The following is a 20463-nucleotide window of genomic DNA, read 5'->3' on the forward strand; positions in this document are numbered from 1 at the left end:
GTCGGCAAGCCAATCCATTATGCCTTGAATCAATGGGAAAAACTGATCCGCTATGTTGAAAACGGTCACCTGGATATTGATAACAATCGTGCCGAACGTGCGGTTAAACCATTTGTTATCGGGAGAAAGAATTGGATGTTCAGTAATACACGCAATGGTGCACAAGCCAGTGCGGTACTTTACAGCATAGTCCAAACAGCCAAAGCAAACGGATTGGTGCCATATGACTACATCAGTCATTGCCTTGAGCATCTTATCCATGCTCCTGAAAACTTGGATGCCATTCTGCCCTGGAATGTAAAACTGGGCTAGGTGTATTTGCCCAGTCGTTTACTATTAAATACAGGTGAAATACTTAAATTTGATGGTGATCAAATTCATGGCTATCGAAATATAAATGAGCAGGCTTGTAAATTTCATAATATGATTTGTTATATTTAAGTAAGAATACAGAGCACAATCGTAAAATTATTAGAACGTCATTGTGCTGCTGTTTAAAACTTAAATTTATCTACAATTATTTTAGAGTATCTTCTTTTGGTAAGTCGTTTTTAAATGCTAAAAATGCAAGATAAATCAAGCCTAAAGGAGGAATAACTGATAAAAACAAACCAATCATGCAGGTTATGAAAGGTGTATGTGTTTTTCGTTTACCAAGATAATAGCTAAGCGATGTTATTATCAAAAGTGATATAACAATAAACTCTCCGAGTAAAGTGGCATTAATGCTCATATAAAAATCCTTTTATTATTTAATTTTCTTATATCTTACTAATTTTTATCATAAATTTGAACAGTTAACGAGCCTTATTTTGAGTGGTGCATATTTGTATCTCCCAGATGCATTTTTTGCGACTTACTTAAACCAGTTTAAATGATTACATTGCCAGTCAGAAACGATGAATTGGAATTATCATGGATCAAAAAGCATTAAATTTGAGCACATTAATTAAAAATTTGCATCAGGGTGAAACCCCGATTGAAAATGCTCCTCAAGTAGTATTAGAAAATGGCACTGGTTGTATACCACAGCATTACTTGTTATATCAGCATACATTAAGCTCTGTAGAAAAAATTGTACTCGATATTCAGTATTGGGATAGGTACCCTATTTTTGTTGATGAAGATAAAGGCGGAATTTATATTCAAATAGGGATCATTGGGCCAGACAATTATGACTATAATCAAGAAAATCAAAAACTAACTTATGGCAGGAAATGGCGAGTTGAACCGAGTTTACCAACGTCTGAAATAATTCAAACGGTATTTTTAGCATTAAAAAAAGCGCGAGAACATGAGGTCAGAGAGTTATTTAGGGTGAATCATCAAGGTGCAACTTCTACCCCTTTTAATACGCATCATGACTTGCCACTCATATCAAATAATTCAGATTTATTACAAAGAGAAAAAATAAATGAGTTGCGTGTTTTCAGTCAATTAAAAAAACGAGTCAAAATGGCATTGGCTAAAATAAGTTATGATCATGCAATATTAAAATTATATGCTCTAGAACAAAGAAGTAACCGGCTTTGGTTAGTAGATTTGACTCTAGAGCCCCAAGCTAAAACAAGCTTGCCTGAACTTGAAAATACGACAATCACCTTGTTATTAAATTCACTTTCTTTGAGCTCTCTTTATTTTAGTTTGATGGATTATTTTATTGCTTTAAGTGATAAACATCTTGATGAAAACTTTATTTATAGGAGCTTTGCGAGATTTAGTCGTGATAATAATGTAATTGCAATTTCGGAATTTTCTGTTGCTACACGACAAAAAAATAATAAAAATAATACTTTTTTAACTCACTTTGAAAAGCATAATTATGAAACAGACAAAACACGAGTACCTAAGCTCAATAGCGGTGCTTTGTCAGAAAAGATAAAACAAGAACTTATTAAATTTTCACCATTAGAGGGGATTTTACCGCTTTAAAAAGGGTTTTGACTATAACCTTCATTATTTAATACTACATGGGCCGTCATCGCTGAAAGCGCCATTTTAACGCCTGTATGCAATTGTGCGTTGTTAATTTCAAAATAACGAGCTGATTGACCACATAAATATATACGCACTTTGTTGTGTAGCAATTGCTGTAAAAGTTGTTTATTTGGATTGTTTTTTGAAAATCTTGCTTGGTAACTTTGATTATTAAGCAAGTCATATCCCGCTTTTCCGTGAACAACTAATGCTAATTGAATATTTTTAGGTGCAAAACCATTTGCAACATGCATATTTAAAAAACGCGCTAAGCTATCAAATCTACGATTAAGAGTGTCGGTTGAACCTTGTTCACTGACATCAAAAACAACTTTAAAAGTATCTTGTGTATTTAATATTAGTTGTTGTTTAACAGGTGCATGTTTTCCAAAGCCTTTGATTAAAGGACCATCCTTAAATGAAGTTGGAGAGGAGAAGCTTGAAAACGATATACAAAAAGCAATTAAAGTGAATAATTTATTTATATTTTTTGTCATTTTTAATTCCTTTAAAGGGTACTTGAGTTATTGAAACACAATCGCATTTATTTTTAAATAGCTTAAGGTAATGAAGGGGTTTCACCTTCAATTAAAGCACGGCTTTGTTGTATTTTTTGTGTCATAAAACGTACAAAAGTTTGTATTTTTGCATTATTACGAAGGTCTGGGTGGTTAAGCACCCATAAATCATATTTCCCCTCAGAAGTATATGGGGGAACCCTCACGAGTTCGGGGTCAATATCAGCTATAAAACAGGGTAGAATTGAAATGCCCATTTCATTAATACATGCTTGAGCTTGTAATGCTGCACTCACTATTTTGTGTTTAGATCTAAACTTTGGGTATTCTCTGGCTAGTTTACCGACGGGCCTTCTGAATTTATCAGTCCAACCTATCCAATTTTGTTGTGCTAGCCAGTTTTCATCTTCAAGCTTTGGGAGTGATTTTTTTGCCATGTAACATGCTCGATGGATCACTGCGAGTTTACGGCCTATTAAATACTCTGGTGGTTCATGACATAATCTAAAAGCAATATCAGCTTCTCTATTTGCCAGATTAAAAACTTTTGTTGAATCAAATATTTCTAGCTCTATTTCTGGATAAAGTTGACAGAATTCGCCAAAAAACGGCATCAAAAGTTTTTGTGCAAATATATCTGGCAAGGTCACTCTTATTTCACCAAAAAGGGTATTATCTTTACCAATAACACGACGCTCTACACAATTGAGTCTTTCCTCTAGATGTGATGCTTCTTCATATATTTCTTCACCAATAGGTGTTTTTATATAACCTTGTGGCGTTCGCTCAAATAGCCTTTGCCCTAAGCTTGCTTCAAAGCTTTTAATTCTTCTTGAGACAGTTGCGTGGTTTACTTTTAAGTTAACGGCTGCTGCACGAATAGAGCCCACCCGACATACCATTAAAAAAAATTTTAAGTCATCCCAATTCAAGAGTATTCCCTATATTTGTGTGAACTTTAATACAAAAAATGAGTTTATCTGTTGGTCTTTATAATTAGGAGGATAATTTATGCACCACCAATACGCAATTATTGCCAGTTATCAAAATAACAAAGTTTTCTTAAGATGAATTCAAATGTCAATTTATAGTGTTTTTACAAAGGATAAAAATGGAAACCGTTAATCAAATAATATCTTTAAATGCGTCTAAGCAAGATGCATGGAATGTTCTTGCTGATTTTGGTAATGCACATAAATATTCTAAGGGCATTACAAATTCGCATTTAATGAATGAAGTTGAAACTGATGTTGGTACTACTGGGTATTGTGATTTACCGCCAGTGATGAGCATGGAGTAATACCTTGATGAAGAAGTAACTCAGTAGAAAGAGGAGGAAGAATTTACTGGTATCGTCACTAAAACTGCTGAACCAATAAAAAATGGTATTGCTAGGTGATGAGTAAGTGGTGATTCAAATCAATCAAAAATATCAGTTGAGATCACATATCAACCTAAAGGAGTTATGGGGTTTGTAATGAAAAAAATGTTACAAAAAGAATTTAATAGACAAATTTCAGCTGGCTTACAAGATATCAAAAAGATGTTTAAAGCTAAACAAACCTCTGTTTGATTTATTACGTATTCAATATCTCAAAATTAACAGATTAATACTTGGAGAACATAATGAAAGCACCAAAATTACCCGGAAAATACAACGTAAAATCAAAAGTAGTCATAAACGCACCTAAGCAAAAAGTTTGGCAAGTAATGGAGGATTTTGGCAATGTTTATACTTGGGCGCCAGGCGTCACAGAATCTCACAGTATAGGGAGTAAAGAATCAGGAATGGGTGCTGCGCGTCATTGTAAACTTGATGGTTTTGGTACGATAGATGAATACGTCACTCAATGGGTTGAAGGTACAGGTTTTGTGTACGATGTCACACCATTAGGCCCACTTAATAAATCATTTAGCTGCTGGTGGCTAACGGCACTAGAAAATGGCTCGACAGAGCTTGAAGTTGTGCTCAGTTATGACATCAGATATGGCTTATTTGGTAAAGTGATGCATAGCCTAATAATGCGTAAAAAATTAGAGTCATCTTTACCAGATGCACTGAATGCATTAAAAAACAGAGTTGAAACAGGCAAACTTGTCAGACCTTACCTCACTAAAAAGGGGTCGGAGTTAATAATCTAGTTTTTCACCTTTCAGATCATGCTTACTTAACTATACTCATTATAAGTTTGCAATGATCTGGGTTTATCATGCCAAGGAAAATAAGGTTTTATGCATCAGGGATCCCAAGCCATATCGTTCAGCGAGGTAATAATAAACAAGCTTGTTTTTTTTGTGATGATGATTATGGTTTTTATATAAAAGCACTATCAGAAGCCCTCATTGACAATAATGTCAAACTTCATGCCTTTGTGTTAATGACCAATCATGTACATTTATTAATGACACCAAATGATCATCAAGGTATTTCAAAGGTGATGCAAAGTGTGGGTCGTAAATACGTAAGATACATAAATGGGATTTACAACCGGACAGGTACATTATGGGAGGGACGGCACAAAGCAAGCCTTATTGATAGTGAACGTTATTTTTTAATTTGCCAACGTTATATTGAACTCAATCCTGTCAGAGCCGGAATAGTTGATGTTCCAAGCGATTATACTTGGTCTAGCTACCAACATAATGGTGTTGGAAAAATCATAAGATGCATTACACCTCATGATGAATATTTAAAACTAGGACACTCAACTCAAAGTCGCTTAGAAAACTACCGCATTCTTTTTAGCCAGGCTATTTCTGTAGAACACATACAAAATATTAGAGAGTGTCTAATACATAACTTCCCATTTGGTGATAAGCAGTTTAAAGCACAATTAGAGCAAACATTGGCTGTGAAATTAGGTCAGCTTAAACAAGGTCGACCTGTAAATGAGGTCAACAAATGACTTTATTAACTCCGACCCCTTTTTATGAGGATTGCTATGTTAGAGCCTAGAAAGGTGCAGACAATAATCGATGCTAAAAAAATTGTTGAGCAGCGAGGGTTAAGCCATGTAAAAGTGGGATTGTTTGATATAGATGGTGTGATGCGTGGTAAATACATGAGTAAAGAAAAATTTTTTTCATCTCTTGATAATGGGTTTGCTTTTTGCGATGTGGTATTAGGCTGGGATGTAAATGATCAACTTTATGATAATGCTTCCTATACGGGTTGGCATACAGGTTATCCTGATGCTCAGGTTGAGATTATTCCAAATTCATGTCGTGAAATTCCGCTTGAAGAGAACATGCTCTTATTTATTGTTCAGTTTACTGGCTGTGCAGCTGAAATATGTCCTCGGAATATACTTAATCGTATTATTTCTCAGGCTGCCGATATGGGTTTTACAGCTAATGCTGCATTTGAATATGAGTTTTTCATGTTTAATGAAACACCTAATTCAGTAAGGGCAAAAAACTATCAAAATCTAATACCTATGACACCGGGGAATTTTGGTTATTCAATGCTACGAAATAGCACTCATGCAGATGTGTATCAACAAATTTTACAATTAAGCCAAGTTATGGACTTTGAGATTGAAGGCTTACACGCAGAAACAGGCCCTGGCGTTTTAGAAGCCGCTATTAATCATGATATAGCGCAAAATGCAGCAGATAAGGCCGCATTATTTAAAACCTTTATCAAAGTATGGGCTCAAAAAAATGATTTGATGGCAACCTTTATGGCCAAGTGGTCAAATAAGTTACCAGGGCAAAGTGGTCATATTCATATTTCTTTAAAAAATATAAAGGGTGATCCTGTTTTTTATGATGAAACAAAAAAATTTAATATGAGTGATATTCAAAGACATTTTTTGGCTGGACAACAAAAATATATGCCTGAATTTTTATCTATGATCGCTCCTACAATTAATAGTTATAGCCGAATGGTGCCTGGTTTATGGGCCCCTTTGGATGCAACTTGGGGCGTTGAAAACCGTACGACTGCATTAAGGCTAATACCCGGAACAGAAAAATCTCAACGCATTGAATATCGTTTAGGTGCCGCCGATGCCAACCCTTATATTGCTTTGGCTGCTGCTTTAGGATCTGGTTTATTAGGTATAAAAGAAAAATTAGAGCCAGGAGTTCAAGTACAAGGAAATGCTTATGAACAAACGCACAGTGAGGCATTCGTTTTGCCTAAAAGTTTGTTAGAAGCTGCAAATAAATTAAAGCAATCACATGCTGCAAAAAAATTATTTGGTGAGGCGTTTGTTACACATTTTTCGGCTTCAAGAATATGGGAAGAGCAAGAATACAGAAAACATATTTCAGATTGGGAGTTGCAACGCTATTTTGAAATTATTTAAGGGCTCAATATGGCACATGAAATTGATAATAATATACAAATAACACGTTCTCCCATTGATGATTCAATTTATGCTGAGCGGGTATTAGCCAATGCTCAAAATATAAATCAAACGCTAAAGCTCGCAAAAACAGCACAAACGCTTTGGCAAAAAACGAGTCTGAATGAGCGAAAGAAGATTTGTTTAAATATGGTTAATGCATTTATTGAAAATAGTGATGAAATTGCATTACAGCTGACTCATATGATGGGGCGGCCAATAAAATATAGCTTAGGTGAGGTATCAGGGGTAGCCGAACGTGCACGTTATATGATCAATATTGCTGAAAAAAGTTTGAAAACAATTGAACTTGATAAAAAAGAAGGTTTTAGCCGTTATATAAAAAAAGAACCTTTAGGTATTGTATTTGTTATTTCTCCTTGGAATTACCCATATTTAACAGCAATAAACAGCATCATCCCAGCAATTATGGCGGGAAATAGCGTTATTTTAAAGCACTCGGCACAAACCCCTTTATGCGCAGAGCAACTGGAAAAAGCATTTGAGCAAGTTAATTTACCAAAAGGAGTTTTTCAATATTTACATTTGAATCATGAAAATACAGAGCTATTAATAAAGCAGCCATATATTAATCATGTCGCATTTACAGGGTCAGTTTTAGGAGGAAAAGCAATCGAAAAAGCCTGTAATGGTCGCTTTATTGGCTTAGGTCTGGAATTAGGGGGTAAAGACCCTGCTTATGTACGTGCAGATGCCGATATTAAACACGCTGTAGAAACGTGTATTGATGGTGCTTTTTTTAATTCAGGACAATCTTGTTGTGGTATAGAGCGAATATATGTGGCTGAAGCAATTTTTGATGAATTTTTAAATCAAGCGATATCCTTAGTTAATCTATATAAATTGGGATCACCCCTTGATGTAGATACCACGCTTGGGCCTATGGTAAATGCAAAAGTAGCAGACTTTATCCGGGAACAAATCAATCAAGCCGTTTTGGCTGGTGCAATAACACATATAGATCCAAAACATTTTCCACAAAACAAAATCGGTTCGGCTTATTTAGCACCACAAATATTAACCAATGTTGATCATTCTATGGACATTATGACACAAGAAAGTTTTGGTCCCGTCGTCGGTATAATGAAAGTTAAAAATGATCGCCAAGCGATAGCGTTAATGAATGACTCTGAATTTGGTTTAACGGCATGTGTATTTACTAAAAATATAAATAAAGCAATTGAAATAGGTAATGAACTTGAAACAGGCACTTTTTTTATTAATCGATGTGATTATTTAGACCCCGCATTGGCCTGGACTGGGGTTAAAAATTCTGGACGAGGTTGTACTTTATCAAGCTTAGGTTATGACGCTTTAACCCGTGCAAAATCATTTCATTTAAAAACTAAAATTGAATAAAAATCGAGGGTGAAATATGAATTATGATCACTTTACGGCCAACTGGCATTATCCTACCAATATTCGTCAAGGTATTGGCCGAATTATAGAATTACCTGAGCATTGTAAAGATTTAGGTATGACAAACCCTTTATTGATCACAGATCCTATGTTGGCAAAGTTGCCTATGGTGTCACAAGTTATATGTAATTGTCGTGATCATGGAATAAAGTGTGAGATATTTCACGATATTGTCAGCAATCCTACTAAGCAAAATATACTCGATGGTGTTATTGCATTTAAAAAAGGTGAGCATGATGGTGTAATTGCATTTGGAGGAGGCTCTGCGCTAGATGCTGCAAAATCGGTTGCTTTAATGGTAGGGCAAATTCTACCTTTATGGGACTTTGAAGATAAAGATGATAGCTGGACACGTGTTAAAACTGAAACAATGGCATCTGTTATTGCTGTACCGACTACATCAGGCACAGGTTCTGAAGTCGGTCGCGCTGCTGTGATCACGGATGTTGACGCTCAGGTAAAACGATTAATTTTTCATCCCAAAATGATGCCCTCCATTGTTATTTTAGATCCAGAGTTAACGTTAGATTTACCGCCAAAATTAACGGCTGCTACTGGAATGGATGCACTTTCTCATGCCTTAGAAGCATATTGTGCGCCTGGGTACCACCCCATGGCGCAAGGCATCGCATTAGAAGCTATTCGCTTGATTAAAAATTATTTATTGCGGGCAGTACGTGATGGACAAGACCTAGAAGCAAGAGCACATATTATGGTTGCATCAACTATGGGGGCGACGGCATTTCAACGCGGATTAGGTGCTATGCATGCATTGGCCCATTCATTAGGCGCCCTTTATAATACGCATCATGGTTTATTAAATGCGATTTTAATGCCTTATGTTATTAAGGCAAACCGTATTGAAATTGAAGATAACATCAGGCGTTTATCTCGGTATCTAGCACTTAAAGATGCCTGTTTTGATGGTTTTTTAACTTGGGTGATAGGTTTTCGTGAGCAGCTTAATATTGCGCATACTTTAAAAGAAATAGGCATTAATGAATGTGATGCAACTCGAATAGGTATTATGGCGTTTAACGACCCTTGTGCTGGTGGTAACCCTATTCAGTTTAGTGAAAAACAATATACAGATATTTTTATAAATGCGCTAAATGGTAATATATAGGGCGGTTATGAAACTTGGGATATTAATATGCGACCATGTGCAAACGCACTTGCAACATGAGTTTGGTGATTACCAAAATATGTTTATTAAAACGATCATTAAAGCTAATACTGAAATTAAAAAGCTTAAGTTATCTTTTTATGATGTTAAAAGTGGGCAATACCCAGTTGATATAAATGAATGTGATGCTTACATGAGTACAGGCAGCAAATATAGTGTTTATGAAAATAAAGCGTGGATCATGCATTTACTCTCATTTATTAAAACCCTTTATATCGTTAAAAAGCCATTTGTTGGTATTTGCTTTGGCCATCAATTAATTGCTCACGCTTTAGGAGGATTAGTTAAAAAATCAGATAAGGGTTGGGGAGTCGGTGTAATAAGCTCAAATGTTGAAAAACAAAAACATTGGATGAAACCAAGTTTAAACTCAATCAATTTAGTCGTAAGTCATCAAGATCAGGTCGTTCAATTACCTAATAGAACACAGGTTTTATTATCAAGTGAGTTTTGCCCCTATGGCATGATCCAAGTTGATAACCATTTTTTAGGCATTCAAGGTCATCCAGAGTTTAGCCGTGAATATTCTAAAGCATTAATGATTACCCGAAAAGATAAGATCCCTAAACCTGTTTTAGAAAAAGGGCATATATCTTTAAACCTTATTCCAAATGACTTAGAGGTGATGCTATGGCTTTTGTGTTTTTGTGAAGAAAATACAAAATTAAGACCTCAAACCTTGTAAGTAATATTTACAAAATAAAAGTAAAACTAACGCTTGCCTTCTTATTTCAATGATATAGTCCAAAATGGTTTATTAATGATTTTATCTTATAAATGAAACTCCAGAAATTAAAAGATTTTATTTTTATAAAAGCATATTAATTAAAACCAATTTGCTTTTTAATTAAACCACATAATTTTATGAGTTGTTCATATCTGTTTACTGCCTCAGTGTTATTGACATCATTGTTGTCATTAATAGACCAACCTATATTGATACGAAAACAGTCTTGATATAAATCTAAGGTGCTAAACTCAAAACCTGCTCTAAAGTAGATGTTTTCTTTAATAGCGAGTTTAAGCAATTTTTTACTATTTAAATTGGGTATTTGCACCCAAAGTACTAATCCGCCGTTTGGTGTGCTAATTCGGGCCTGTTTTGGTAAATGCGCTATCAGAAGTTTATGGTAATCTCGCACATTTTGATTCAGTTTTAACTTTAGCTTTTTTAAATGTTTTAGATATTGTCCTGAATAAATAAATTCACAAAAAGTATTTTGTACTATTAGATTGATGCCAAAGTTTTGCACGCTCCTGTCATTTAAATATTGCTCAAAATAACGACCCGGCTCACACCAACCAAGTCGGTAACTCGGTGATACTGTTTTAGAAAATGAACTGCACCATAGTACCCAACCAGCTTTGTCCCAATGTTTTATTGGTAATGGATTTGCATTGTTATGGCTGAGCTCTAAATAAATATCATCTTCTATGATAGGGATTTTGTATTGTGCTGCAAGCTCAGCTAATTGTTGTTTTTGTTTAGCACTAAAGCATATGCCCTGTGGATTTATATGATTGCTACTAAATAAGCAGGCGCTAATTTCTTCATCTTTAATATGTTGTTTTAACTGAGCTAAATCAAGTTGTGAGTCATAGCAAGGGATTTCAATTACTTTTCTGTCTAAATTTTCTAGTAATTCAATTAAACCATTAAAACACGGAGATGAGATTGCTATCGCATCACCTGGTTTTGTGGTGACTTGTATGGCGGTTTTAACGGCATCAATACAACCATTTGTGATAATGAGTTTATTCATGTCAATTGGAAAATATTGGCTGCTAAAGTGTTGTGCCAGTGTTTTTCGTAGGTTTTGTTGCCCTTGATATTCAGGGTATAGATGTAACTGGTGTTGGTTTCGGGTGTTTCCGATGCGTATACAGCGGTTAATGGCATCAAATGGGATCAGTTCAGGTGCAATTAATGAAATATAAAATGGGCTGTTTATAGCGCCGCTTATTTGGCCAAAGCTTTTGGGACTAGTTATTTTAGTTTTAAATTGAGGAAACTGAGGTTTGGCTTGTTTGCCAAAGGGCTGTGTTACAAAGTAGCCTGATTGTGGTTTTGCCTGAAGCCAACCTAGCGCTTGTAAATTTTGATAACAATTTAATGCTGTTGTAATACTTACTTCATGTATTGCAGAAAAACGCCTGATCGCAGGCATACGTTGGCCTAGCATTAACTGCTTTTGTTCAATTTTAGATATAACGATATGTGAAAGTGCAATGTATTTTGCCGTCAAATTGTACTCTAAAAAATATGAAAAATTGAATCTGTTTATTGTTTGTCATTTATTCATACTAGTCAATCTGAATTTGTAATAAGGGGTTAGTATGAAGAAGGTTCATTTATTGATAGCAATTTGTGTGGCTTGCATGTGGGGTTTTAATTTTTCAATTATTAAGCTGGGTGTCGGTGAGATGGATCCTCTTATACTCACAGGCCTAAGATTTAGTTTTGCGGCATTTCCTGCCGTTTTTTTTATTAAGAAACCACAGGTTGCGACTCGTGTTTTAGCCATGTATGGACTGACATTTGGTGTAGGTGTATGGGGAATGTTGACGTTATCAATCCATTTGGGGATTTCAGCGGGTATGTCGAGCTTAATATTACAATCGAGTGCATTCATTGGTGTAATATTAGGAGTGGTATTTTTAAGAGAAAGATTGAGCTTGGTTCGTAAAATAGGGCTTTTAACATCAATACTAGGATTAGGGCTTATTTTTACCATTGAAGATGGTTCAGTCACTTTCATTGGTATATTGTTTGCGTGTTTTGCGGCGATAAGTTTAAGTATTATTAGTTTAATTATTAAGAAAGTAACAATTAATAATATGTTTGCTTTTGTCGTTTGGTCATGTATTTTTGCACCAATTCCATTGTTTAGTTTATCTTTTGTACTAAATGGTACATCTGGTTTTGAAGCTTTGGCACATAATATTAATTACTTAGGTGTTTTTTCTGTTTTATTTCAAGCATATCCAGTTACTTTATTAGGGTATTGGAGTTGGAATAAGTTGGTAGCACAATATCCTATGAGTACGATGGCTCCACTCACTTTATTAGTGCCGATTTTCGGTTTGTTGGGTTCGGTGATATTTTATAATGAACAAATAGACATTATAAAACTAGTGTCTTGTTTAATGATTTTATCGGGTATTGGGATAGGATTGTCAGAAGGATTTATGCAGAAAATAAAACATAAGTTAAGTTATAATTGAACTTTAAAGTATTATCTCAGCCGAAGAATGCTCAGGAGTTGAATAATACATGGAACCTTGGGTGAAGCTTTATATGCGTTTGTTAAAACTAAGTTGTTTAGTGTTAGTTATTTTTTCATTAATAACGAGTACTTTATATTTTTATCGAAATGCATTTTTGGTACATTTTTCTAAAGCTTATTTGGCTAAATTTGATATGAGTATTACGTGCATTGATACGAGATTTACATCAAATTTAGACTTAACGTTTGATAAACTTTGCTTAGATCACCCACTTGTAAATGTTGATATTACAAATGCACAGGTTAACTGGTCTTATTATTCAGGTTTTTCATTAGATGAGATCTCACTGAATAAATTGAAGTTTGAGTCAAAGGATTCACTTATTTCAAAAAAAAGCAGTAATCAAACTTCGTTTAGGTTACAAGATATTCATCAAATGTTGCGTAAAATAACCGCTTTGTCGCTACCTATCCCCATAAAAATTGATCAATTTACCTATCAGGGGTTTAACTCAGGAAAAATATATAAAGGCGAGTTTTCAGTAAAACGTAATGTATATACTTTACAGTTTTATGATGTTACTAATACCGAAATTGCATTAGTTAACCTTAACGTAATCGATAAGAAATTGGCTGGAAAGTTTACGCTAAACCTTACGCCAATGCTTGACTTTTTAGATGATGAATTATTTAAACTACCAAGTGAAATCAAAGAAAAGGTTGATATTAAGGGGAAAATCAGCTCAGAATTTGAATGGGAGCCTAATCAATTAAACATAATAAAACAAACTGAAAAAATTCACCTTATAAGTTCTAAGGGCATTTATAACAGTGGTCCTTTTAAACTTGAGCACGATTTAACTTACTCAGCTTTAATTGATGAAAACATAATCGATGTTTTACTTGAAAAGGGAAGTCAGCTAGCTGCCCAATACAGTCATGCTGCACTTGTAAGGTTTTTTAAAAATAAGGGAATAGATCCAAGAGTTATTGCGCTCTTGAATGACAATGTCAATAAAAATATGCGATTGCAACCCTCAGGAAAGTTGAAGGTCAATTTCTCAAAGCAAAAAATTTCACTCACCAAATTAGCTATTAATAACCTTGATGAAAAACAGCCTATTTTGTTACATTTCAATAGTTTATTTACGCGCTTTGATATTAAAAATGCGCAGGCACAATTTGATTTAAATGCACACGTTCGGGTTTTTAAAGATGTTACAAATGTACCTGTTAAACTGATAACAAAAGGCGAAATCATTAAAAATGATAACTTAAGCTTTCGTTTTGAACCTGACTCTCAAGTGAAATTGACAGATTTAACTTTTAAAGGAAAAAACAATAGTACGACTCCTACTCATATGGCATATATTGGGTCTATGGTATTTGACTGGCAAGGAAATATTGTTGTAGATAAAAATAAAGATGTAAAACTAGCTGTAAAATTAAAAACGAAAATGGATAAAGGAATTGTAAAAAATATTGTTAAAACAAAATCTATTCAGATGGCATCTCAAATTAATGGTTCATTAAATGATATTAAAATTAACGGTCAGTTAATGTTAGATGATATTCCTTTAGCTGAATTTGATTTATCAGGTAATGTTTCTGAGCCTCACATTGAAATTTTAGCTGATAATTTAAGTTTAAATGCCCTATTAGGTTTAAATATTCAAAAAACATTACCGATTAGCGTTATTAATGGTTCATTAGATTATCACTTAAAAGGCCAGGTAAAAAATTGGCAAAGTATAGATGCCAATCAATTCAATTTATCGGTGAAAATATCAGATGTAATAGGTGAAATAAATGATACTTGGTTTGAAGGTTTTAATTGGCAGCAAAAATTTATATTTGAACAAGGAAATATAAAAACAAGTGATAATTACAGTGCATTATCACTTGCTAGCCTAGATGTAGGAACGCCAATTACAAATTTAATTGCTAAAAGCATTGTGGCGTTTTCAAATGAAACATGGCATTTTAGTTTAGTGGATTTTAAAGGGGATATGTTTGGGGGAAGCTTTCATATTCCAGCATTTCAATGGCCAATTGACTCTAAAAAAGCAATGAATATTAACTTAATTGGTATTGATTTAAATAAACTAGTCGAACTTGAGAAACAGCAGGGGGTTTTAGTTACAGGTAAAGTATCAGGAGAGTTTCCTTTTTATATCAATAATAATAATAATGCCACTATTGTAAATGGTAAATTATATAATGTGAGTAATGGGGTCATTCAGTTAAAAGATAATCCCGCTGTAACGTCTTTAAAACAAAGTAGCACTGAGCTGGCATTGGCATTTGATGCTTTACAAAACTTACATTATCATAAATTAAGCGCGTCGGTTTATATGTATGAAGATGGCAGAATGTTACTTGATACTGCGATTAAAGGCCGAAACCCAGATTTAGATAATGATGTAAATTTAAATTTGAATCTTAATTATGATTTATTAGGTTTAATAAAATCTTTAAGGATCGCTGATAATGTCGAAAGTGACATTATTCAAAAATTACAACAAAATTAAGGACCAATTATATGGACAAACTAATAGCTGCCATTTTAGCTGTTTTTGTATTATCTGCATGCACACATAAAGTAGAAGTGAGTGCAAAAGAACCAATAACAATTAATTTAAACTTAAAGATTGATCATGAAATTCGAGTGAAAGTAGATAAAGAACTTGATGATATTTTTAGTGAAGATAGCTCAATATTTTAAGGAAAAAACATGAAAAAATTAATTAAATATACCTCATTTATAGTATTGGCGGCAACGATGTCATTTTCTGCACTTGCGATTTCATTACAAGATGCAAAAAAGCAGGGGTTAGTAGGTGAAATGCCTGATGGTTATTTAGGGGTTGTAAAAAACAGTTCAGAAGTCGCTAGTTTAGTCAGTTCTGTTAATAAAAAACGCAAAGACTTATATATATCTTTAGCACGTAAAAATAAAATTACTTTAAATCAAGTATCAGCATTAGCAGGCAAAAAAGCGATACAAAAAACAGCCTCAGGTCATTTTGTTAAAAATGCACAAGGTAAATGGATAAAAAAGTAAGTTAAATGAAATCTTATACTGCAATTTTACGTGGCATAAATGTAGCTGGTCAGAAAAAAGTAAAAATGACGGATTTAAAAACCTTATATGAAAGTATGGGGTTTAAAAATGTCGTTACATACATCCAAAGTGGAAATATAATTTTTGACTCTGATATAGATGAAATTGAGAATATTAAAACTCAAATTGAAACGGGTATCAACCACAAATATGATTTTGAAGTGCCTGTTGATGTAAGAACTTCAGCTGAATTTGCATGTATTTTGGATGTTATGCCTTTTGATGATATTGACTTAGATGTAGATGGCACAAAAGTTTTGATCACATTTTTATCTGAACAGCCATCAAAGTCTAAAAAACAAGCTTTGCAGGAGTATGCAAAAGCACCTGAAAGACTCTTGTTTGGAGATCAATGTATTTATTTACATTGCCCTAATGGTTATGGAAAAACCAAGCTTTCTAATGTTTTTATTGAGAACAAATTGGGCATGATAGCAACAACACGTAACTTAAAATCAGTTACAAAATTGGTTGAGTTATCTAAAAATTAAGTTAAATATTAAAAAAGGGGTCGGAGTTAATTAATTATTTACTCCGATCTTATTTTAAAAACCTATTCAACAATTCTGAAAATTTCCCATTTTTGTGTGCCAGATACAATATGGGGTTCAAGTTCTTTACTCCAACTTGCATGTGCTTCGATATCACCCAATTTATTCCAAGAATTGTTAAGTTCGGCTAAATTTTCTATTGTAATTTCAGATATAATTTGTGACTCAAGCGCACCCACAGAACCTGTAATAATGCGGTATTTACCTTTATGCCAGCCAATTTGAGAACCTATATCTTTAAACCAGTGTGATAATGAGTTAACTACATTGGGTTTGTGACCAAATTTTGCGTCGATAGACCACCTAGCAAGCATCATAATAATTTCCTTTGGATGAAATAAATACAACTGAAAGTATGCGCTATATTAATTAGAATGCCATTTTTGCCATCAACAATAACAGAGTTTAAAGACTGAGGAGTAGTTAATAGAATTAATTAACTCCGACCCCTTTTTATGGGATATAATTTTTAATTATCATTAGAGATGAGTAAACCATGAATAAGCTGCAATTAATTAATAATATTATTGCCTATTTAGAAAAAGAATTAAAAGATGCAGTTTTGGCTGCAACAAATGCCCGTGATGCTGCGGTGAATGATGAATCTGTTGCTGAAACACAATACGATACTATTGCGATTGAAGCCGGTTATTTAGCTCATGGGCAATCTAAACGCGTTGAAGAATTTGAAACTGCCATTAAAGCATTTCATGTTTTGAAGGTACAAAAAAATATCTGTAACGAATTTGATAAAAATGACGCTATTAGTATTGGTACTTTGGTTCAATTAGAACAAGATAAATGCAAGGCTCATTGGTTCTTTATTGCACCATTTGCAGGTGGATTTACTACAAGTATAAATAACCAAAAAATTACAGTTATTACACCTCAGTCACCTATAGGCCAGGTTTTGGTTGGCAAATATTGTGATGATGAAATAAAAATGCGTTTGGGAATTAATAAACTTGAAGATTTTATCTCATCAGTTATTTAACTTAAGTTGTATGTGGCCAAAATCGTTTTAATGCATTTTTTTTTGGTAGGAATAGTCACGCTGTTGACTATTTAGCAATCAGTCTTCATTTTCTATGATTAAGAATTCTATTTTATTTTCAACACCATCCCAGATTTTTGCATCTTTAGGTGGTGCAATGACTTCTGTGATCCTTGGCCAAATTTCTGATAGTTCAGCATTTAGCTTAATAAAGTCTTTTTGATTTTCAGGTACTTCATCTTCTTGATAAATAGCGCCAGCAGGGCATTCTACTGGGCATAAGTCACAGTCAATGCAATCATTTGGATTAATAACTAAAAAATTAGGGCCTTCAAAAAAAGCATCAGCAGGACACACAGATACACAGTCGGTGTATTTACATTTTATGCAATTGTCTGTTACTACAAAGGCCATGAAGTCTTATTTCCTGCTCATTATATTCAAAATAGTGGGCGATCATACCTAGGTAAAATATTAATTCAATCTCTTGTTTATTATTGTAGGCAAAATCAGCTGCATTAAGGTAAAATACCGCTGCTATTTTTTGCTACTGGAACTCCTTCAATGCTACGTTTAACCGATATAAAATTAGATTTAAATCATCAAGAAGATGAAATAAGGCAAGCGATACTTAAAAAGTTAAATATTAATGATGATGAATTAATCAAATTTACGGTTTTTAAACGTGGCTATGATGCTCGCAAAAAAAATGTGATCACCCTTATTTATACTTTAGATGTTGAAACATCACTTAATGACACTTTACTCAATAAATTCGAAAAAGATCACAATGTAAAAATGAGTCCTGACATGACTTATAAATTTGTTACGCAATTACCTGATAACTTTAAACAACGACCTGTTGTGATAGGCATGGGACCCTGTGGTTTATTTACGGGCTTAATTTTAGCGCAAATGGGTTTTAAACCTATTATTTTAGAGCGTGGCCAAGAAGTTAGGCAGCGTACTAAAGATACGTTTGGTTTTTGGCGTAAAAAAATATTAAACACCGAATCAAATGTGCAATTTGGCGAAGGTGGTGCGGGAACTTTTTCTGATGGTAAGTTATATTCGCAAGTTAAAGACCCTAAACATTATAGTCGTAAAGTATTAAATGAGTTTGTTGATGCAGGTGCACCCAGTGAAATTTTATATGTAAGTAAACCTCATATAGGGACTTTTAAATTAGTGACTATGGTTGAAAAAATGCGTGCAAACATTATAGCGCTAGGGGGAGAAATTCGTTTTGGTGAGCGTGTTGATGATATTCATATGGATGAAAATTCTGACGGTAAACAAGTAACAGGTTTAACTTTAGCCAGCGGCGAAAAAATAGATACTAAATTTATTGCATTAGCTATCGGGCATAGTGCTCGAGATACTTTTCAAATGATCCATGATAAAGGTGTGTACATTAAAGCTAAACCATTTTCTGTTGGTTTTAGAATAGAGCATGAACAGTCTGTTATTGATGACGCTCGCTTTGGTATTCATGCAGGTCATGAAATTTTAGGTGCTGCAGATTATAAACTTGTGCATCATTGTAAAAATGGCCGTTCTGTTTACAGTTTTTGTATGTGTCCTGGGGGGACCGTTGTTGCAGCGGCATCTGAAGAAGGTCATTTAGTAACTAATGGTATGAGCCAATATTCTCGTCATGAACGTAATGCAAATAGTGCGATTGTGGTAGGAATAGAACCTAAAGATTACCCATTAAAAGATGGGAAAGAAGATGTGCTTGCTGGTATAGAGCTTCAACGTAAACTAGAAGAATTTGCATTTAAATTAGGTGGTGAAAGTTATGATGCGCCAATTCAACTCGTAGGTGACTTTTTAGCTGGTCGTGCAAGTGGTGAGCATGGTGATGTAGTACCATCTTATAAACCAGGTGTTAAATACTGTGATTTAAGTGAAACCTTACCGGGCTATGCGATTGAAGCTATTCGCGAGGCAATTCCTGCATTTGAACGTAAAATTAAAGGATTCTCAAAGAAAGATGCAACGTTAACGGCAGTTGAAACTCGTACTTCTTCACCCATTCAAATTACACGAGATAAAGAATCTTTTGAAAGCTTAAATACAAAAGGCTTGTATCCAGCGGGTGAAGGCGCTGGCTATGCTGGTGGTATATTATCTGCTGGTATTGATGGTATTAAAATTGCCGAAGCGATGGCACTGGCTATGGCAAATAGTGTTAAATAATCCACAGTTTATAAAATTGTAAAGCCCCTTTACGGGGCTTATATTTTGTCGATGTTAGAATTAACTTTTTCCATTTATGACACCTGAAATTACATTTTTGTTGATGTTACAGTCATTTGATATTTTGCCTGCTTAGTGGGATGTATCACAATACGCATGTCTATTTTGTGATGATTGTTTCTATTTATTTTGCAGCGATAACCTTGTTCTAGCACATTATAACTAGGTGTTTTATGTACCTTAATTTAAACGCAATCATATTTATTCGGCTATCGTTATTGCCTGATAATTAACGACTCATTGCTGCTTATCACTTATTTAAAGCGACTAAACTTTCATTCTTGCGCTGAAATTGGTTCATTTTTAGCTAGGACGTAATTCACACTTAAGGGCTCACAGGCCCTATATGTTTATTAAATTATACACTAGCTCTAAGAGGGCATTGCATTACTAATACTTCATCACCTTTATTTGTGACTTGCTCTATTGGCTGCCAGCCAAGTTCTTTATAAATTCCACCCTTTAAGTTTTCTGTTTGTAAATATAAAATATCAATATTGAGTGAGAAGGCGATTTCCTTTGCTTTCTTGACTATTTTTGTTGCGTACCCTTTACCTCTATGTTCTTTACTAATGTAAACCCCACCAAGCCAGTGTTCTTTATCGATATATATATCCATCTCATGATACTTTAACTGAGCCACGCCAAGTAACTGGTTTTCTTTTAGTAATAAAATCATTAGCGGAATTTCATTACTATTTAATTGAGAACGCAGCTTTTCTTCAATTAACTTTAAACTTGGACTTTGCATTAAATAGGCCCATTGCTCAAAATACCAAATTGCAATTTGAGAAATAAATTCGGGTTTGTCTTTTAAATAGCTAAATTCCAT

At 34.1% G+C, this 20463-nt stretch carries 23 protein-coding genes; 16 read left to right on the top strand and 7 right to left on the bottom strand.

Going from position 1 to position 20463, the window contains the following annotated elements; translation table 11 throughout:
• Window positions 1-312, top strand: a 312-nt coding sequence (locus tag BM088_RS11575) for an IS66 family transposase (protein ID WP_177208024.1), incomplete at its 5' end; no start/stop codon positions are given.
• Between the two features lie 205 nt (window positions 313-517).
• On the opposite strand, the gene BM088_RS11580 is transcribed toward BM088_RS11575, so the two are convergent.
• Window positions 518-733, bottom strand: coding sequence for a hypothetical protein (locus BM088_RS11580; protein ID WP_091983863.1), 216 nt, complete (start codon window positions 731-733; stop codon window positions 518-520).
• A 182-nt stretch (window positions 734-915) separates the two neighbouring features.
• Between BM088_RS11580 and BM088_RS11585 the strand changes: the two genes are divergently transcribed.
• Complete coding sequence (locus tag BM088_RS11585; protein ID WP_091983864.1) at window positions 916-1932, top strand: hypothetical protein; 1017 nt, start codon at window positions 916-918, stop codon at window positions 1930-1932.
• On the opposite strand, the gene BM088_RS11590 is transcribed toward BM088_RS11585, so the two are convergent.
• A complete protein-coding gene (locus tag BM088_RS11590) occupies window positions 1929-2474 on the bottom strand; it encodes a DsrE family protein (protein WP_091983866.1) in 546 nt (181 codons plus the stop codon). The genes BM088_RS11585 and BM088_RS11590 overlap by 4 nt on opposite strands.
• 62 nt (window positions 2475-2536) lie before the next feature.
• Window positions 2537-3427, bottom strand: a complete 891-nt coding sequence (locus tag BM088_RS11595; protein ID WP_091983868.1) for a LysR family transcriptional regulator — start codon at window positions 3425-3427, stop codon at window positions 2537-2539.
• A gap of 179 nt (window positions 3428-3606) precedes the next feature.
• Here BM088_RS11595 and BM088_RS11600 point away from each other — a divergent pair, with 179 nt between their 5' ends.
• The 7 genes from BM088_RS11600 (at window position 3607) to BM088_RS11630 (ending at window position 10158) form a co-directional block, all read left to right on the top strand.
• Entirely contained in the window at window positions 3607-3795 is a 189-nt protein-coding gene (locus tag BM088_RS11600) for an SRPBCC family protein (RefSeq protein ID WP_091983870.1), read from the top strand.
• Between the two features lie 326 nt (window positions 3796-4121).
• Window positions 4122-4637, top strand: coding sequence for an SRPBCC family protein (locus BM088_RS11605; RefSeq protein ID WP_091983872.1), 516 nt, complete (start codon window positions 4122-4124; stop codon window positions 4635-4637).
• A 68-nt stretch (window positions 4638-4705) separates the two neighbouring features.
• Window positions 4706-5401, top strand: a complete 696-nt coding sequence (locus BM088_RS11610; protein WP_091983874.1) for a transposase — start codon at window positions 4706-4708, stop codon at window positions 5399-5401.
• Between the two features lie 36 nt (window positions 5402-5437).
• Window positions 5438-6808, top strand: a complete 1371-nt coding sequence (locus BM088_RS11615) for a glutamine synthetase family protein (RefSeq protein WP_091983876.1) — start codon at window positions 5438-5440, stop codon at window positions 6806-6808.
• Between the two features lie 9 nt (window positions 6809-6817).
• The gene (locus tag BM088_RS11620; protein ID WP_091983877.1) at window positions 6818-8227 is read left to right on the top strand and encodes an aldehyde dehydrogenase family protein; all 1410 of its coding nucleotides are present in this window, start codon (window positions 6818-6820) and stop codon (window positions 8225-8227) included.
• A gap of 16 nt (window positions 8228-8243) precedes the next feature.
• Entirely contained in the window at window positions 8244-9413 is a 1170-nt protein-coding gene (locus BM088_RS11625) for an iron-containing alcohol dehydrogenase (protein WP_091983879.1), read from the top strand.
• 7 nt (window positions 9414-9420) lie between these two features.
• Entirely contained in the window at window positions 9421-10158 is a 738-nt protein-coding gene (locus tag BM088_RS11630) for a glutamine amidotransferase-related protein (protein ID WP_091984014.1), read from the top strand.
• A 136-nt stretch (window positions 10159-10294) separates the two neighbouring features.
• On the opposite strand, the gene BM088_RS11635 is transcribed toward BM088_RS11630, so the two are convergent.
• Window positions 10295-11719, bottom strand: a complete 1425-nt coding sequence (locus BM088_RS11635) for an aminotransferase-like domain-containing protein (RefSeq protein ID WP_091983882.1) — start codon at window positions 11717-11719, stop codon at window positions 10295-10297.
• Window positions 11720-11810: 91 nt separating this feature from the next.
• On the opposite strand from BM088_RS11635, the gene BM088_RS11640 reads away from it, so the two are divergent.
• The 5 genes from BM088_RS11640 to BM088_RS11660 are packed head-to-tail and all read left to right on the top strand — an operon-like array spanning window position 11811 to window position 16315.
• Window positions 11811-12698 carry an EamA family transporter gene (locus BM088_RS11640; protein WP_091983884.1) on the top strand — a complete coding sequence of 296 codons (888 nt, stop codon included), beginning with the start codon at window positions 11811-11813 and terminating at the stop codon, window positions 12696-12698.
• Between the two features lie 49 nt (window positions 12699-12747).
• The gene (locus tag BM088_RS11645; RefSeq protein ID WP_091983886.1) at window positions 12748-15231 is read left to right on the top strand and encodes an intermembrane phospholipid transport protein YdbH family protein; all 2484 of its coding nucleotides are present in this window, start codon (window positions 12748-12750) and stop codon (window positions 15229-15231) included.
• 11 nt (window positions 15232-15242) lie between these two features.
• Window positions 15243-15425 carry a YnbE family lipoprotein gene (locus BM088_RS11650; protein ID WP_091983888.1) on the top strand — a complete coding sequence of 61 codons (183 nt, stop codon included), beginning with the start codon at window positions 15243-15245 and terminating at the stop codon, window positions 15423-15425.
• Between the two features lie 9 nt (window positions 15426-15434).
• Window positions 15435-15764, top strand: coding sequence for a YdbL family probable chaperone protein (locus BM088_RS11655; RefSeq protein ID WP_091983890.1), 330 nt, complete (start codon window positions 15435-15437; stop codon window positions 15762-15764).
• Window positions 15765-15769: 5 nt separating this feature from the next.
• A complete protein-coding gene (locus BM088_RS11660; protein WP_091983893.1) occupies window positions 15770-16315 on the top strand; it encodes a DUF1697 domain-containing protein in 546 nt (181 codons plus the stop codon).
• 62 nt (window positions 16316-16377) lie between these two features.
• Here BM088_RS11660 and BM088_RS11665 read toward each other — a convergent pair whose 3' ends face one another.
• Window positions 16378-16692 carry a hypothetical protein gene (locus BM088_RS11665; RefSeq protein WP_091983895.1) on the bottom strand — a complete coding sequence of 105 codons (315 nt, stop codon included), beginning with the start codon at window positions 16690-16692 and terminating at the stop codon, window positions 16378-16380.
• A gap of 179 nt (window positions 16693-16871) precedes the next feature.
• Here BM088_RS11665 and BM088_RS11670 point away from each other — a divergent pair, with 179 nt between their 5' ends.
• Entirely contained in the window at window positions 16872-17369 is a 498-nt protein-coding gene (locus BM088_RS11670) for a hypothetical protein (protein ID WP_091983897.1), read from the top strand.
• A gap of 78 nt (window positions 17370-17447) precedes the next feature.
• Here the strand turns inward: BM088_RS11670 and fdxA are convergent, their stop codons facing one another.
• Window positions 17448-17783 carry a ferredoxin FdxA gene (gene fdxA / locus BM088_RS11675; RefSeq protein WP_091983899.1) on the bottom strand — a complete coding sequence of 112 codons (336 nt, stop codon included), beginning with the start codon at window positions 17781-17783 and terminating at the stop codon, window positions 17448-17450.
• A gap of 150 nt (window positions 17784-17933) precedes the next feature.
• Here fdxA and BM088_RS11680 point away from each other — a divergent pair, with 150 nt between their 5' ends.
• Window positions 17934-19571: an NAD(P)/FAD-dependent oxidoreductase gene (locus tag BM088_RS11680; RefSeq protein ID WP_091983901.1), complete on the top strand. Its 1638-nt coding sequence runs from the start codon at window positions 17934-17936 to the stop codon at window positions 19569-19571.
• Window positions 19572-19989: 418 nt separating this feature from the next.
• Here BM088_RS11680 and BM088_RS11685 read toward each other — a convergent pair whose 3' ends face one another.
• Window positions 19990-20463, bottom strand: coding sequence for a GNAT family N-acetyltransferase (locus tag BM088_RS11685; RefSeq protein ID WP_091983903.1), 474 nt, complete (start codon window positions 20461-20463; stop codon window positions 19990-19992).

Origin of the sequence: Pseudoalteromonas denitrificans DSM 6059, assembly GCF_900112265.1 — a bacterium.
Lineage (GTDB): Bacteria > Pseudomonadota > Gammaproteobacteria > Enterobacterales > Alteromonadaceae > Pseudoalteromonas > Pseudoalteromonas denitrificans.